We start from the raw sequence: 14,184 nt of genomic DNA, 5'->3' as shown, positions 1-14,184 counted from the left end.
GTACGAGGTCGACGCAGGTGACCCGCACGACGACCGGTACGAGGTCGACGCAGGTGACCCGCACGTCCGACCCAAGGGTGAGACGGGTTGACCTGCCTCGGTCCACGGCCCGGGGCGGGCTGACCCGGCCGGGCGCTCCCGGCGTGCGGGCGGGGGCGGGGCGTGGGTTAGTGGCTGCGAGCCCTGTTCGCCGTTCGTAGTGGAGTGCGCCCGTGCCCGACGCCGTCCCCGACCCCGTCTCCGTACAGCCCGTCGTGGCGCCGCTGACCAACGCGGCGCTGATTCTGGTCGGCACGATCGAGCCGGGCGGCGAGAGCGCGGTACGGGACGTGCTGCCGGATCTCGCGGCGGCGGCCCGGTCGCTCGGCTTCCGGTTTCCGGACGCCCATCTCGCCTGCGTTGCGGGGTTCGGCTCCAGCGCCTGGGACCGGCTGTTCTCCGGGCCCCGCCCCGCGCACCTGCACCCGTTCCCGGAGCTGCGGGGGCCGCTGCACCACGCGCCCGCGACCCCGGGCGACGTGCTGCTGCACATCCGGGCCGAGCGGATGGACGTCTGCTACGCGTGGGCGGCCCAGTTGCTCGACAGGCTCGGCGGAGCCCTGCGGATCGTGGACGAGACACACGGCTTCCGCTACCTCGACCACCGGGACCTGCTCGGCTTCGTGGACGGTACGGAGAACCCGGTCGGCGACGACGCCCGTGCGGCGGCGCTGGTCGGTGCGGGCGACGACCCGGACTTCGAGGGCGGCAGCTACGTCGTCGTACAGAAGTATCTGCACGACCTGACGGCCTGGAACGCGCTCACGGTCGAGGAGCAGGAACGCGTCATCGGCCGCACCAAGCTCGACGACGTGGAGTTCCCCGACGAGGACAAGCCCGCCGACTCGCACCTCGCGCTCAACACCGTCACCGACCCGGACGGCCGCGAGCGCGACATCCTGCGGGCGAACATGCCGTTCGGAAGCTTCGAGAAGGGCGAGTCCGGTACGTACTTCATCGGGTACGCCGCCGACCCCGACGTCACCGAGCGCATGCTCCGCAACATGTTCCTCGGCGATCCGCCCGGGACGCACGACCGCATTCTCGACTTCTCCACCGCGGTCACCGGCTCCCTCTTCTTCGCCCCCCGCGCCGACTTCCTGGACGCCCCGCCGCCCCTGCCCTGCCCGACCCGCTCGGGGGACCGGCCGGAACCGGCATCCGCAGCGGTCCGGCCGGAACCGACGCCCGATCCCGTCCGGCAGGAGCCGGTACCCGCCGGTTCCGGCCACGGTTCACTGCGCATCGGCAGCCTGCGAGAAAGTGCTCAGCGATGAACAATCTGCACCGCGAACTTGCGCCGGTCACCCCGTCCACCTGGGAGGAGATCGAGGAGGAGGCCCGGCGCACCTTCCGCCGCCATGTGGCGGGCCGCCGCGTCGTCGACGTCACCGATCCGGACGGTCCGACGCTGGCCGCCGTGGGCGACGGGCATCTGCGCGACATCGATCCCCCCACTCCGGACGTACTGGCCCGGGCCCGCACCTCGATGCCGGTCATCGAGTGGCGGGTGCCGTTCACGGTGAGCCGCCGGGCCGTGGACGACGTGGAGCGAGGCTCCGCCGACAGCGACTGGCAGCCCGTCAAGGACGCGGCACGCACCTGCGCGTTCGCCGAGGACATGGCGATCATCGACGGTTACGGGGCGGCCGGGATCACCGGGCTGCGGGACGGCTCCTCGCACGAACCGCTGCCGCTGCCCGCCGACGCGCGGGACTACCCCGTGGCGGTCAGCCAGGCCGTCACACGGCTGCGGCTGGCCGGTGTCGACGGACCGTACCGGCTGCTGCTCGGCGCGGACGCGTTCACCGAGGCGGCCGAGACCTCGGACCACGGATATCCGGTCAAGACGCATCTGAGCCGGCTGGTGGACGACGAGATCCTGTGGGCGCCCGCGGTCAAGGGCGGGGTGCTGCTGTCGACACGGGGCGGGGACTTCGAACTCTGCCTGGGCCAGGACCTGTCGATCGGCTACGCGGCCCATGACGCCACCAGCATCCACCTCTACTTCCACCAGGCGTTCACCTTCCGGATGCTGACGCCGGAGGCCGTGGTCGGCCTCATCGCCTGACCGCTTCCGGTCGAGCCGAAGACCCGGGGGCAGTCATCAGGGACTCTGGCCGTATGACGCAGACGACTTCCGCACACCACGAAGGCGGCACCACCGCAGCGCCCGCCGCCCCCGCACGCTTCGACACCGTCGTCCGGGCGGCGGTCGGGCAGGGGCTGCTGGGCGAGAGCGATCCGGTCGCCGGATTCATCGACACGGAGGGGGTCCGCGCCTCCGTCGGGGACCTGCACGACGCCTTCGCCGCCACGCCCCGGGTGCTGCACACCTTCGCGGCCAAGGCCTGCTCCCTCATCCCGGTGCTGAGGCTGCTGGCCGACTGCGGGATGGGGTGCGAGGTGGCGAGCCCGGGTGAGCTGCGCCTCGCCCTGGAGGCCGGGTTCCCCGGGTCCCGCATCGTCCTGGACTCCCCCGCCAAGACCCGCGAGGAGATCCGGCTGGCACTCGCCCTCGGCGTCGCCGTCAACGCCGACAGCCTCGCTGAACTGCGCCGCATCGACGCGCTGCGGAACCCGAGCACGACCTCGGTGCTCGGGCTGCGGGTCAACCCTCAGGTGGGCGGTGGCTCGATCGGGCCGATGAGCACGGCGACGGACACGTCGAAGTTCGGGGTGGCCCTGCGCGACCCGGGGCCCGCGAGGCGATCGTGGAAGCCTTCCGGGAACGACCGTGGCTGTCCCGGCTGCACGCCCATGTGGGTTCCCAGGGCTGCCCGTTGGAGCTGATCGCGGCCGGGGTGGCCCGGACGTACGAACTGGCCGAGGAGATCAACGCCTCGCTCGGCGTCCGGCAGATCACGAGCCTGGACATCGGCGGCGGGCTCCCGGTCAACTTCGCGGACGAGTCCGTACGCCCCACCTACGCGGACCACGTGGCGGCCCTCACGGCGGCCGCCCCCGGCCTCTTCTCCGGGCGCTATGCGCTGGTCACGGAGTTCGGCCGGTCACTGCTCGCGAAGAACGGGTTCATCGGGGCCCGGGTGGAGTACACGAAGGACGCCGGCGGCCGCCGGATCGCGCTCACCCACGCGGGGGCGCAGACCGCGACCCGTACGGTCCTGATGCCCGATGCCTGGCCGCTGCGGATCGGCGCGTTCGACCCGGACGGCGTCCCCAAGGACGGCCCGGTGCTGGCGCAGGACATCGCCGGTCCGTGCTGTTTCGCGGGAGACGTGGTGGCGTACGGCAGAGAACTGCCGGAGCTGGCGGAGGACGATGTGGTGGTGTTGTACGACACGGGGGCGTACTACTTCTCCACCCCGTGGGCGTACAACAGCCTGCCCCGCCCGGCGGTGTACGGATTCCGGGTGACGGGCCCCACGGGGGCGGTGACGTTCGCGACGGTACGGGCACCGCAGTCCCTGGACTCGATCGCGGCGGAGAGCGGACTCGCGCACGTGGACGCCCTGATCGAGCGGGACGGCTGAGGGGGCGGGGCGGAACGGACCGCACAGGGGCTGGCCCGGGCGGCGAGTGTCACCGCCCGGGCCGCCGGTCACGTCCCGGCCGGCTGCGGCTCCGGTTCCGGATCCGGTACGGGGTCGGGGCTGGGCCCGGGCGGCTGCGGAATCGGGTCCGGGGCCGGACCGGGCGGCACCGGGCCGGGCCCCGGCGGCACGGGAGGCGGACTGGGCACCGGCGTGGGCGGGCCCGGCACCGGCGGAGGGGTCGGCGAGGGCGGTACGGGGTCGGGGTACGGGTGGGTCATCGCGATCCTCCACAACGGCATGAAAGGGACAGATGGAGCTTTCCTCCACCGTCTCCCGGTGCGGCTGCCCGCGCCTGCCGAGTCCACACATGTGCCCCGGTGACCGCGGAGCGTACGGGCACGGGTGCGGGACGGTCCGGAGTGGGCAGGCTCCGGGCACGACGCCCGGGCCGCGCGGAACCGGGACCGTCGCCGCCGCTGCGAAAGGTGCCGCCATGCCCCTGCCGAGTGTTCTCGCCGTCCACGCCCATCCGGACGACGAGGCCCTGTTCTGCGGGGGCGTCCTCGCCCAGCACGCGGCGTCCGGGGCCCGTACGGCGGTGGTCACGGCGACCTGGACAGAGGGCACGCACCGGGCCGCCGAACTCGCCCGGGCCCTGGACGCCCTGGGCGCGGGCGCACCGCGGCTGCTCGGCTACGCGGACGCCCGGGTACCCGAGTCGGCTCCGGGCCGGCCCCGGTTCCTGGACGCGCCGCTGGAGGAAGCCGTGGCGGCCCTGGTCGGCCACATCCGTGACGTACGCCCGGAGGTCGTGATCACGACGGACGCCTACGGGGGCATGACCGGCCACCCGGACCACGTCCACGCCCACCGGATCACCGCGCTGGCGGTGCGGTCCGCCGGACTCCCCGGGGTCTGCCCGGGCACCGGCGCCCCCTGGCAGCCGAGCGCCCTCTACCTGGCAACGCACCCCCGCTCGGTGGCCGTCGCACTGGGCGAACGGCTGGCCAGGTCGGGCACCCCTGCCGGGGCGCTGTACTGCTCGGAGGACGCCTGGGTCACGACGACCGTCGACGTCCGCCCCTGGTTGACGCAGAAGCTGGCCGCGATCCTCGCGCACCACAGCGAGGTGGAACGAGGGGCGGCACCCGGCCGGATCGCCGCCCTGGCTCCGGCCGTTCAGCGGGAGGTGCTGGGCACCGAGTGGTACATCCGCGAGGACCTGGGACGCCGGGGCGGGTCGGCCACGGAACTGTGCGCGTGATCGGCGACGGTTCCGCCACGGCCGCCGCCCGGGTCACCCCCGGGCGCCCCGCCCGGGCCGGTCAGAACAGCTCGGGGTGGTGCCTGAGCTGCCGTTCCGCCTCCTGGACGAGCTCGGTCGACACTGCGGGCGCCTCGTCGGGGTGGCGCTTCGCCCACTTCGCGGCGTACGGGCACAGCGGGACGACGGGGACGCCCTCACGGGCGGCGATCGCATAGAACTCCCGCACGAGCGCGCCCGCGATGCCCTTGCCCTCGTGCTCGGGCCGGACGACGGTGTGGACGGCCACGAGCGCGCCGGGAGCCGGGTCCATGACGAAGTACGCGATGGTCCCGGCCGGCTCACCGCCCTCGTACGCCACGAGGTTCCCGTGGTCCCGGTCGTCCCTGATCTCCACAGCGGCGTTCTCCACCATCGACTTCTGCCCTCTCCTGGTCCTGGAGGCGGCCGACGCTCTCAGCCGCCCGCGACGACGGCCTGCGGGCTCCGCTCCGTACGGCTCCCGGGAACCGGCTCCGAGGCGTCCGTGCCGAGCGCCACGATCCGGTTGTCCGCGTCCACGTGCACGACCCGCGGCACGAAGGAGCGGGCCTCCACGTCGTCGACCTGCGCGTAGCTGATCAGGATGACCAGGTCACCGGGGTGCACGAGGTGTGCGGCGGCGCCGTTGATCCCGATGACACCGGAGCCGCGCTCGCCCTCGATGACGTACGTCTCCAGACGGGCGCCGTTGTCGATGTCAACGATATGGACCAGCTCGCCGGGCAGCAGATCGGCGGCCTCCATCAGAGCGGCGTCGATGGTCACGGACCCGACGTAGTGCAGGTCGGCCTGGGTGACGGTGGCGCGGTGGATCTTGGACTTGAACAGAGTGCGCAGCACTGTGGACTCCTCGAAGACGGCTCCCTGCCTGCTTTGTGCAGGTCAAGGGCGGTATCACTCTACAACTGACACGCGCCTGACTCGCAGGGTGTGAGGAACATCGCTTCACGCCGGCGTGGTCGCTCCCCACCTGCGCTTCCCTGCGAACCACGCCGTTGCGACGCCTCCGGCCAGACGTCTACTCGGACAGCCTTTCCAGGGTGTTCGGGAACTGGTGCCGACGTCAGGCGCACAGCATTCGGGTCGTACCGGCAAATTCCAGAATTTCCTTTCTGCGGTCGAGAAGCCCCGGGCGCTCTCGCGACCAGTTATCCGCCTCGTTCCGTTCCTCCAGGACTCCCTGCCTGATCAGCTCCTGATCCAGCGTGGGCCGGATGGCATCGGCACCGAGTGCGGTGCCCCGGCCGATGCCGGTCTCTGCCATGGATGGGTGCGCCCTCGCCGCCGCGGCGTTGAGCCGTGGCGGCGAGGGCACAGGCGCGGCCCCGGTGGTCAGTGTCCGGCGACGACGCCCGACAGCTCGTTGGTGCTCTTCGGGAGGGTGACCGAGGTGATCTTCTTGCCCGTCTCCAGGTCGATGGCGTGCAGCGCCTTCTTGCCGGGCTCGGAGACGTACGCGACGTGACCGCGCACGAAGAGCGTGGGCCTGGCCTGCTGCCAGTCCAGCGGTTCCTGCCACTCGCCCACGACGGGGATCTTCTTCTCGATCTTGCCGGTGTCCGGGGTGATGACGTGGATGGCACCGTCGGTGCCGAGGACCAGGGCCTCCCCGTGCGGGCCGCGGGCCAGCGAGCGGAAGGAGTAGCTGGTGCCCAGGTCCACCAGGCGCAGCTTCTTCTTTTCGGTGTCGATGAGGGAGACGCGGGTGGGGCGTTCGAGCTCGGCGTCGGGGTCGGTCTTGTAGTCGCCCAGCAGAACGGGCGAGGCGTCGCTGCCGGCCTGGTTGCCGATGCGGCCGTAGTCGTCGGGGGAGTCGATCTTGGTGAACGTGCCGTCCTGGTAGATCAGGATGCCGTCCTCGCAGCCGACGCCGACGGCTTCGTTCTTCGCGGCGGCTTCACCGTGGACACCGGGGCAGTCCTCGTTGCGCGCGATCTCCTTGTTGTTCCGGTCCAGCACCAGGGCGCCGGTGCGCTTCTCCTCGGTGCCGAGGGTGCTCACGAGGTTGCCGTCGGCCAGTTCGATGGCGACACCGTGGTGCGCCTCGGCGGAGGTGTACGTGCGCCCTGACGGCTTCTTGCCGCTGCTCAGTGCGGTGGGGTCGAAGACGTTGACCTCTCCGGTGCCGTCGGTGAAGAGCACCGTCTTCGCGGCGTGACGGACGACGTGGCCCGGCTTGGCGCCCTTGTACTCGATGTCGGTGAGGGCCTGGTCGGTGGCGTTCAGGACACGGAATCCGCTGTCCGTGGAGACCATGACGTGGTCCTTGTCACCTGCGGGATTGACCCGGTTGAAGCCAGGCAGGTCAATGGTCTTGGCGAGCTTCAGGCTCTCGCCGTCGAGGATGTAGAGGCCGCCGTCGAAGGTGGCGACCAGCGGCTCCTTGACCGCCACCGCGGGCGTGGCGTCGGTGGTTTTGCCGGACTTGGTGTCGGCGGAGGAGGAGGTCTCTCCGCCGCACGCGGTCAGGACCGTGGCCGTGGCCAGGGCCAGTGCCGTGCCTGTGAGAGCTCTGCCGCGTATCGACTTGTTCATGGGTGTTCCTTTCTGCGCCGCGCGGTGGCGGCATGGGGGCATGACGATTCGGCGCCCGACGGGCGGGTGTGCCGGGAGGATCGGGAGATCAGGATCTGGTGATCAGGCGCCGGTCAGGCCGTTGACCATGGCGGTGGTGTTGGCGCGCATCATCCGCAGGTAGGTGTCGGCGCCCGCGCCCTTGGCGGTGAGGGACTCCGAGTGGAGTTCGACGACGCGAACCCCGCCGCCCATCTCCGTCCGCAGTACCTCGGCGAGCCGTTTGGGCTGGGAGGAGTCGGCGAAGACGGTGCGTACGCCGGCTTTCTCCATCGCCTGGGTGAGGGAGCGCAGGTCCGAGGAGCTGGGTGAGGCCAGGGTGGTGCCGCTGGGGATGACCGCGCCGATCACCTCGAAGCCGAAGCAGTCGGCGAGGTAGCCGAAGACGTGGTGGTTGGTGACCAGGGCCCGGTGGTCGGCGGGTACTCGGTCGAAGGACTTCTTCATCCAGCTGCTGAGGTCGGCGAGTTGCTTCGCGTAACGGTCGGCGTTGGTGCGTATCGTGCCGGGCTCCACGCTGTTGACGTGCTCGATGACCTGGTCGGCTATCAGGCCGGTGACCTTGCGCATCCGGTCGGGGTCGGTCCAGAAGTGCGGGTCGGGCTGACCTTCCTCGCCCTCGGGTCCGCCGTCGTCGGCGGTGTGGAAGGTGAGCGGGTCGGCCGCCTCGCCGGCGGCGAAGGTGGCGACACCGGACGCGCGGGCGGCGTCCACGTGCCGCAGGACGTTCTCCTCCAGGCCCAGGCCGTTGTAGACGACCAGGTCGGCCTGTTCCAGCTCGGCGGCCTGAACGGCCGACAGTCCGAAGGAGTGCGGGTCGGCGTTGGGCTTCATCAGGACGGTGACGTCGGCCTCGTCGCCGACGATCTCGCGGGTGACGTCCCCGAGGATGTTGGTCGTGACGACGATGCTGGGCCGGTCGTCAGCGGTGGTGCAGGCGGTGGCGGTCATCGCTGTCACGAGGCTGAGGAGGCCCGCGATCAGGAGTCGCGGGCGAGTGGTGCCCGCCCTCGCTCGTCGCTTCGACTCGGTTCGGCTCATCGACCGGCCTCCGCCATGAGGACCGGCTGGACGTCGAGGTCGAAGGTGCGCGCGATGCGCAGACCGTCGTTGTAGTCGATCTCGAACACCTTCTTTCCCTCGGGGTCGTTGACGTAGGCGCGGCTGCGGTCGACCTCGATGACGGGGGCGTTGCCGTCGGAGTCGCCCCGCTTTCCTGGTGTCAGCAACGGCTTGGTCCGTGCGGTCTGCTTTCCGGTCGCGATGTCGTAGCCGTGTACGGAGCCGTCGGTCTCCAGAACGAGCAACGGAGAGCCCTCACCGGCCGTGTTGACCGCGACGACGGGCCCGGTGTCCACCCGCTTCCAGGTCCGTGCGGCGACGTCCAGGACCCAGACGGCGTCGCCCCCGGCCGGGGCGGTGAGGGTGTCGCTGCCGGGACGGTGGCGGAAGGTGGTGGCGCGTTCCCGCTCCGGGACGGGCTTTCCGTACGGAATCTTCTCGACAGCGAAGGCACCGTCCTGCGCACGCACGAGCAGGGCTCCGTCGGCACAGCCGAGAATCACGCCGCGCCGGGTGACCGCGTCTCCTCGGGGAGCGTCACATCTCACGTCCGGAGAAGCCACGCGTTCGCCCTCGCGGTCGAGGACGACGAGTTCCGTGGTGCCGCCCGTGTTCGCGAAGGCGAGCAGGTGTTCCTCGTACGGCACGACCGCACCGGCGTAAGTGCCACGCAGCGTCCGAGAAGCCGCGATCCGCCCCTTCTCCAACGTGCCGCGGTCGTAGAGGACGGTCCGGCCGTTCTCGTCGGTCACCGCGGTGACGGCGACATCACTGCGTATCCGCGCTTGGCTGCCCGCAGGGATCTCGCCCACGTCCCGCGTCGGCGCACTGTAGTAGTGGACGTGGTCGCCGTGGTCCACCATCCACGCGCCGCTGTCGAGCACATGGGTGCCGCCGGGAGCATGGAGGTAGCCGAACCTGCCGTCCATGCCCAGCCGGACGGCATCCTTCACCTCGGCGGTCCTGTGCACCTTGCCGGTGACGAGGTCGAGAACCCTGGTGCTGCCGCTGTCGGGGTCGTTCAGGAGGAGCCGGGACTGCTGCTCGGCGGCCTCCTTCGCTCCCTCGACGTACCCGTGCGGAGTGGCGGACGGAGGCTTCGCCTCGGATCGCCTGGCGCCGGGCTCCTCCCCCGCACAACTCGTGGTGAGCATCGCGGTGAGCACCAGTGCGGCCGATGCCCACGGAGTGACGTTTCTGCGGATCATCACGGTTATCGCCTCTGGCTTCTTTCAGTTGACTTCGAGCAGGGGTGCGGTGGAGAGGGCCCGGCGTGTACGACGGCCACGCAGGCCGGACAGCACGTGGGAGACGAAGAACAGGCTCACCGCGAGAGCCGCGACGGTCGCACCGGCCGCGGTGCCCAGGTGCCAGGACAGCAGCAGGCCGCCGAACGTGGCCGAGGTGCCGAGCAGTGCGGCGAGCACCATGACTCCGCGCACCGTGCGAGCCCACGGCAGAGCGGCCGCCGGCGGTGCGATGAGCAGTCCGAGGACGAGCAGCGTTCCCACGATGTGGAACGAGGCGACGATCGCCAGGCCGAGCAGACCGAGGAGCACGGCGTGGGCCAGGCGCGGCCGCAGCCCCAGGGTGTGGGCCTTGCGTGAGTCGAACGCGAGGGCCAGGAAGGCGCGGTGTCCGAGGACCGACACCGCCAGAGCGACGAGCAACGCCGCCGCGAGGACGACGAGATCCTGCTGCCTGACCGCGAGGACGTCCCCGAAGAGGAAGCCGGTCAGGTCGACCGCGAAGGACTGCGAGCGCGACACGATGATCACGCCGAGCGAGAGCATGCCGACGAACAGCAGCCCGATGCCGGTGTCCTGCGACAGCCTCGGCGTACGGCCCAGCGCGGTGACACCGGCCGTCATGACGGCGGCGCTGACCACCGCGCCCACCATCAGATTGCCCCCGAGGAGCGCGGCGACCGCGACACCCGGCAGCAGCCCGTGGGACATGGCGTCACCGAGGAAGGCCATCCCCCTCAGCACCACCCAGGTGCCCGCCAGCGCACAGATGGCGGAAACCAGCATCCCGCCCCACAGAGCCCGCTGCACGAAGGACACCTCGAACGGGACCGTCAACCATTCCATGCCCCGGACACTACAATGAAAATCATGTTCAATACACCGCGCCCCTCGATCACCCCACCCTTCGACCGGAACATCTCCATCCACTTCTCGGAGCTGTGCGCCGGCTACCCAGGACGACCGGTGCTCCATCAAGTCACCGGAGAAATAACCAAGTTGACCTCCACGGCGCTCATCGGCCCGAACGGCAGCGGCAAGTCGACCCTGCTCGGCACGCTCGCCGGTGTGATCAAGCCGACATCCGGCGACCTCTTCCGCACCGGTGACCGACCGCCCGCCTTCGTGCCACAGCGCGGAGCAGTGGGCGACACTCTTCCGCTCACCGTTCGGCAGACCGTGGAAATGGGACGCTGGGGCGAGCGCGGTCCGTGGCGGCGGCTGACCGCACGCGACCACGCGGCCGTGGACGCGACGCTCGACCGGCTGGGCATCGGCGACCTCGCCTCACGCCAACTGGGCGAACTCTCCGGAGGGCAACGGCAACGCACGCTCATCGCCCAGGGGCTGGCTCAGGAGTCGGACCTACTGCTCCTCGACGAGCCGACCACGGGACTGGACCCGGAGGCGAGGGACCGGATCGGGTCGCTGTTGACGGCGCTCGTCGCAGACGGGGTGACGATCGTCCAGGCCACACACGACCTCGAGGTGGCACGCGCGGCGGACGCCTGCCTCCTGCTCCGGGAAGGCCGCCTCACGGGGCAGGGACGTCCGGACCAGGTCCTCACCACTGCGTCACTGACACGGATCTGGCAAACGATCTGAGCCCGGCACACACACCGCGACGGCCCAGCCGGGCATGGCCGAGCGGTGCGGGGGCAGCAGGTGTTCGCCCCGCACAGCAGGTCCAGTCCCGTGCGGCCGTCTGCCCGCCCCCGAACCGGGCCGAGACGGTGCACGCGCCGTCGCCCTCCTGGTCCGGGAAGACGTCGATGGTCACACTGTCCGGCTGCGCCGTCGCGGAGTCCCGGATCATCTCGAGCCGACGGACCGCCGACGGCGAAGCCACATCGAGCACCCGCCTGAGTTCGGAGCCGAACATGGCGGTGTCCGCATCCTGTTGTCCGTCGCGTTCCGCGTCGACGGGACAGCGGCCGTACGGAGGACGTCCGCCCGCTCACGCGATCTGCTCACGCGATGTCCTTCACCGAGGAGCCGGGCCAGGCATGCTCGCGCAGCAGCCGCAGCCCGTTGAGGCCGACGATGACGGTGGAGCCCTCGTGGCCGGCGACGCCGAGGGGCAGGGGCAGCGTGCCGATGAGGTCCCAGGCGACCAGGACGGTGATGAACACCCCGGCGATGACGAGGTTCTGGACGACGAGGCGGCGAGCGGTGCGGGAGAGGGCCACGACGGCGGGGACGGTGGCGAGTTCGTCGCGGACGACGACAGCGTCGGCGGTCTCCAGCGCGATGTCGGACCCGGCCCTGCCCATCGCGATCCCGGTGTGCGCGGCGGCCAGCGCGGGAGCGTCGTTGACGCCGTCGCCGACGACCAGAACCCGGCGGCCCTCGGCCTCCCACTCCCGTACGGCAGCGACCTTGTCCTGCGGGAGCAGCCCGGCCCGGACATCGGTGATGCCGACCTCGGCGGCGAGGAGACGGGCCGCGCGCTCGTTGTCGCCGGTCAGGAGGGCCGGTGGGCGGCCGGTCAGTTCGGTGAGTGCGGCCACCGTCGCCCGGGCGTCCGTACGGAGCCGGTCCGCGATACCCAGAACGCCGACCAGCGCGTCGTCGCGCAGCACGAGGACCGCGGTACGGCCGTCGTCCTCCAGGGACCGGACAACGCCGTCGAGGCCGTCGCCTCCGACCGGGCCGAGGTGCACCGGGGAGCCGACCCGGATGCGGTGGCCGCCGACGGTGGCGGCGACACCGGCACCGGGGGCCGAGGTGAACCCGGTCGCCTCGGCCGGGGCGAGCCCTTGCTCGTCGGCGGCCCGCACGATGGCGCGGGCCAACGGGTGTTCGCTGGCGTGCTCGGCGGAGGCCGCCAGACGGAGAAGGGCGCTCTCGTCCAGTCCGGTGCCGGGCAGCGGGGTGATATCGGTGACGCGCGGGGTGCCCTCGGTGAGCGTTCCGGTCTTGTCCAGGGCGACGGTGTCGATCTGGCCCAGGCGTTCCATGACGACCGCGGACTTCGCGAGGACACCGTGGCGGCCGGCGTTGGCGATGGCGGACAGCAGCGGCGGCATCGTGGAGAGAACCACGGCGCAGGGTGAGGCGACGATCATGAACGTCATCGCGCGCAGCAGCGCCGACTGGAGGGGGTCGCCGAAGGCGAGCGGGACGCCGAAGACGGCCAGGGTCGCGATGACCATGCCGATCGAGTACCGCTGCTCGATCTTCTCGATGAACAGTTGCGTCGGCGCCTTGGTCTCCGAGGCTTCCTGGACCATCTTCACGATCCGGGCGATCACCGAGTCGGCCGGGTCCCGCTCCACGCGTACCCGCAGGGCGCCGGTGCCGTTCACCGTACCGGCGAACACCTCGTCGCCCGGCTGCTTGGCCACCGGCAGCGGTTCGCCGGTGATGGTGGCCTGGTCGACGTCGCTCGCCCCGTCCAGAACCCGCCCGTCGGCGCCGACCCGCTCCCCCGGGCGCACCAGGATCGTTTCCCCGACCGTGAGAAGCCCGGTGTCGACGCTTTCCTCCGTGCCGTCGGGCAGGAGCCGGGTGGCCGTGGTGGGCGCGAGGTCGAGAAGTCCGCGCACCGAGTCCGCGGTACGGGCGGTCGCGACGGCCTCCAGGGCGCCCGAGGTGGCGAAGATGACGATCAGCAGCGCCCCGTCGAGGACCTGCCCGATCGTGGCGGCGCCGAGCGCCGCCACGACCATCAGCAGGTCCACGTCCAGCGTCCTGTCTTTGAGTGCTTTCAGGCCCTCCCACCCCGGTTCCCATCCGCCGGTGACGTACGTCGCGGCGAACAGCGGCCCCCACAGCCAGGCCGGACCGCCCAGCAGGTACGCCGGCAGGGCGAGGACGAACAGCACCAGGGCCGCGAGTGCCCAGCGGGCCTCGGGAAGTGCCAGGACGCGGGTACGGCGCCGGGGCGGGGCCGGGAGCGGCCCACCGGCAGGCGGCGCGGACCGTTGGTCCAGAACAGAGGAAGGCATGACGAAGAGACCCTTCACGGACGGAGGCCGGGCAAGACCTCCACCATACAAGAACACATGAACAGGTCTTCAAGTGTTCCCGATAGAATGGACTCATGGGTCACGGAAGCGACATCACCAGCAGTGCGACCACCCGCGAACGCCTCGAAGCGGTCGGCACCGCCGACGTCGCCGCCACCCTCCAGGCACTGGCAACTCCGTCGAGGCTGCACATCCTGGCCCGCCTCCAGGAAGGCCCCTGCTCCGTCGGCGACCTCGCCGAGGCGGTCGGCATGGAGGCCTCCGCCTGCTCGCACCAGTTGCGACTCCTGCGCAACCTGGGGCTGGTCACCGGCGAGCGTCACGGACGGTCGATCATCTACGCGCTCTACGACAACCACGTCGCCGAGCTCCTCGACCAAGCCCTCTACCACGTCGAGCACTTGCGCCTCGGCGTCCACGACGCACCGGCCGAGGCTCCCGAACCTGCCGTGGCCGACTGATCGCGCGGAGAGGGGGCGTCGTCGCGG

14 protein-coding genes and 1 pseudogene are annotated in these 14,184 nt (G+C 71.2%); 6 read left to right on the top strand and 9 right to left on the bottom strand.

The window, feature by feature from the left end; genetic code table 11:
* The first annotated feature begins 212 nt into the window (after positions 1-212).
* The 4 genes and pseudogenes from CCZ36_RS31785 (at position 213) to CCZ36_RS31765 (ending at position 4,800) form a co-directional block, all read left to right on the top strand.
* Positions 213-1,316 carry a Dyp-type peroxidase gene (locus tag CCZ36_RS31785; RefSeq protein WP_128819131.1) on the top strand — a complete coding sequence of 368 codons (1,104 nt, stop codon included), beginning with the start codon at positions 213-215 and terminating at the stop codon, positions 1,314-1,316.
* On the top strand, positions 1,313-2,110 hold the full coding sequence (locus CCZ36_RS31780) for a family 1 encapsulin nanocompartment shell protein (RefSeq protein WP_128819130.1): 798 nt from the start codon (positions 1,313-1,315) through the stop codon (positions 2,108-2,110). Before CCZ36_RS31785 ends, CCZ36_RS31780 begins: the two co-directional genes overlap by 4 nt.
* 53 nt (positions 2,111-2,163) lie before the next feature.
* Positions 2,164-3,533: pseudogene (locus tag CCZ36_RS31775) on the top strand (diaminopimelate decarboxylase).
* A 496-nt stretch (positions 3,534-4,029) separates the two neighbouring features.
* The gene (locus CCZ36_RS31765) at positions 4,030-4,800 is read left to right on the top strand and encodes a PIG-L family deacetylase (protein WP_128819129.1); all 771 of its coding nucleotides are present in this window, start codon (positions 4,030-4,032) and stop codon (positions 4,798-4,800) included.
* A 61-nt stretch (positions 4,801-4,861) separates the two neighbouring features.
* Here the strand turns inward: CCZ36_RS31765 and CCZ36_RS31760 are convergent, their stop codons facing one another.
* The 7 genes from CCZ36_RS31760 to aztB all read right to left on the bottom strand — a co-directional run bounded on the left by CCZ36_RS31760 (position 4,862) and on the right by aztB (position 10,571).
* Entirely contained in the window at positions 4,862-5,215 is a 354-nt protein-coding gene (locus tag CCZ36_RS31760; protein ID WP_069736283.1) for a GNAT family N-acetyltransferase, read from the bottom strand.
* A 41-nt stretch (positions 5,216-5,256) separates the two neighbouring features.
* Positions 5,257-5,682: an aspartate 1-decarboxylase gene (gene panD, locus CCZ36_RS31755; protein WP_069736282.1), complete on the bottom strand. Its 426-nt coding sequence runs from the start codon at positions 5,680-5,682 to the stop codon at positions 5,257-5,259.
* A 223-nt stretch (positions 5,683-5,905) separates the two neighbouring features.
* Positions 5,906-6,106 (bottom strand): hypothetical protein, encoded by a 201-nt coding sequence (locus tag CCZ36_RS31750; protein WP_128819128.1) that lies wholly within the window; start codon positions 6,104-6,106, stop codon positions 5,906-5,908.
* Positions 6,107-6,174: 68 nt separating this feature from the next.
* Entirely contained in the window at positions 6,175-7,377 is a 1,203-nt protein-coding gene (gene aztD, locus CCZ36_RS31745; RefSeq protein ID WP_128819127.1) for a zinc metallochaperone AztD, read from the bottom strand.
* Positions 7,378-7,479: 102 nt separating this feature from the next.
* Positions 7,480-8,457 (bottom strand): zinc ABC transporter substrate-binding protein AztC, encoded by a 978-nt coding sequence (gene aztC, locus CCZ36_RS31740; RefSeq protein WP_128819126.1) that lies wholly within the window; start codon positions 8,455-8,457, stop codon positions 7,480-7,482.
* Positions 8,454-9,689, bottom strand: coding sequence for a hypothetical protein (locus CCZ36_RS31735; RefSeq protein WP_128819125.1), 1,236 nt, complete (start codon positions 9,687-9,689; stop codon positions 8,454-8,456). Before CCZ36_RS31735 ends, aztC begins: the two co-directional genes overlap by 4 nt.
* Positions 9,690-9,710: 21 nt before the next feature.
* Positions 9,711-10,571, bottom strand: a complete 861-nt coding sequence (gene aztB / locus CCZ36_RS31730) for a zinc ABC transporter permease AztB (protein ID WP_069741130.1) — start codon at positions 10,569-10,571, stop codon at positions 9,711-9,713.
* 15 nt (positions 10,572-10,586) lie between these two features.
* Here aztB and aztA point away from each other — a divergent pair, with 15 nt between their 5' ends.
* Positions 10,587-11,330, top strand: a complete 744-nt coding sequence (gene aztA / locus CCZ36_RS31725; RefSeq protein ID WP_128819124.1) for a zinc ABC transporter ATP-binding protein AztA — start codon at positions 10,587-10,589, stop codon at positions 11,328-11,330.
* Here aztA and CCZ36_RS36125 read toward each other — a convergent pair.
* Both CCZ36_RS36125 and CCZ36_RS31720 read right to left on the bottom strand, forming a co-directional pair.
* Positions 11,290-11,607 (bottom strand): DUF6389 family protein, encoded by a 318-nt coding sequence (locus CCZ36_RS36125; protein ID WP_237302771.1) that lies wholly within the window; start codon positions 11,605-11,607, stop codon positions 11,290-11,292. The two genes, aztA and CCZ36_RS36125, sit on opposite strands and share 41 nt — an antisense overlap.
* Before the next feature lie 88 nt (positions 11,608-11,695).
* Positions 11,696-13,675: a heavy metal translocating P-type ATPase gene (locus CCZ36_RS31720; RefSeq protein WP_206515782.1), complete on the bottom strand. Its 1,980-nt coding sequence runs from the start codon at positions 13,673-13,675 to the stop codon at positions 11,696-11,698.
* Positions 13,676-13,770: 95 nt separating this feature from the next.
* Here CCZ36_RS31720 and CCZ36_RS31715 point away from each other — a divergent pair, with 95 nt between their 5' ends.
* Positions 13,771-14,157 (top strand): ArsR/SmtB family transcription factor, encoded by a 387-nt coding sequence (locus CCZ36_RS31715; protein WP_069736276.1) that lies wholly within the window; start codon positions 13,771-13,773, stop codon positions 14,155-14,157.
* The last annotated feature ends 27 nt before the right edge of the window (positions 14,158-14,184 follow it).

This window comes from Streptomyces sp. S063 (assembly GCF_002832675.1).
GTDB classification, from domain to species: Bacteria; Actinomycetota; Actinomycetes; order Streptomycetales; family Streptomycetaceae; genus Streptomyces; species Streptomyces sindenensis.
Note: the sequence above shows the minus strand (reverse complement) of the source record. Positions and strands in the feature narration are given on the sequence as shown.

Coding starts and splice junctions, on each gene's coding strand:
- aztB (WP_069741130.1), bottom strand. CDS start 10,571: ATGGAATGGTTGACGGTCCCGTTCGAGGTGTCCTTCGTGCAGCGGGCT.
- CCZ36_RS31720 (WP_206515782.1), bottom strand. CDS start 13,675: ATGCCTTCCTCTGTTCTGGACCAACGGTCCGCGCCGCCTGCCGGTGGG.
- CCZ36_RS31715 (WP_069736276.1), top strand. CDS start 13,771: ATGGGTCACGGAAGCGACATCACCAGCAGTGCGACCACCCGCGAACGC.
- aztA (WP_128819124.1), top strand. CDS start 10,587: ATGAAAATCATGTTCAATACACCGCGCCCCTCGATCACCCCACCCTTC.
- CCZ36_RS31780 (WP_128819130.1), top strand. CDS start 1,313: ATGAACAATCTGCACCGCGAACTTGCGCCGGTCACCCCGTCCACCTGG.
- aztC (WP_128819126.1), bottom strand. CDS start 8,457: ATGAGCCGAACCGAGTCGAAGCGACGAGCGAGGGCGGGCACCACTCGC.
- CCZ36_RS31765 (WP_128819129.1), top strand. CDS start 4,030: ATGCCCCTGCCGAGTGTTCTCGCCGTCCACGCCCATCCGGACGACGAG.
- CCZ36_RS36125 (WP_237302771.1), bottom strand. CDS start 11,607: ATGTTCGGCTCCGAACTCAGGCGGGTGCTCGATGTGGCTTCGCCGTCG.
- CCZ36_RS31760 (WP_069736283.1), bottom strand. CDS start 5,215: ATGGTGGAGAACGCCGCTGTGGAGATCAGGGACGACCGGGACCACGGG.
- CCZ36_RS31750 (WP_128819128.1), bottom strand. CDS start 6,106: ATGGCAGAGACCGGCATCGGCCGGGGCACCGCACTCGGTGCCGATGCC.
- aztD (WP_128819127.1), bottom strand. CDS start 7,377: ATGAACAAGTCGATACGCGGCAGAGCTCTCACAGGCACGGCACTGGCC.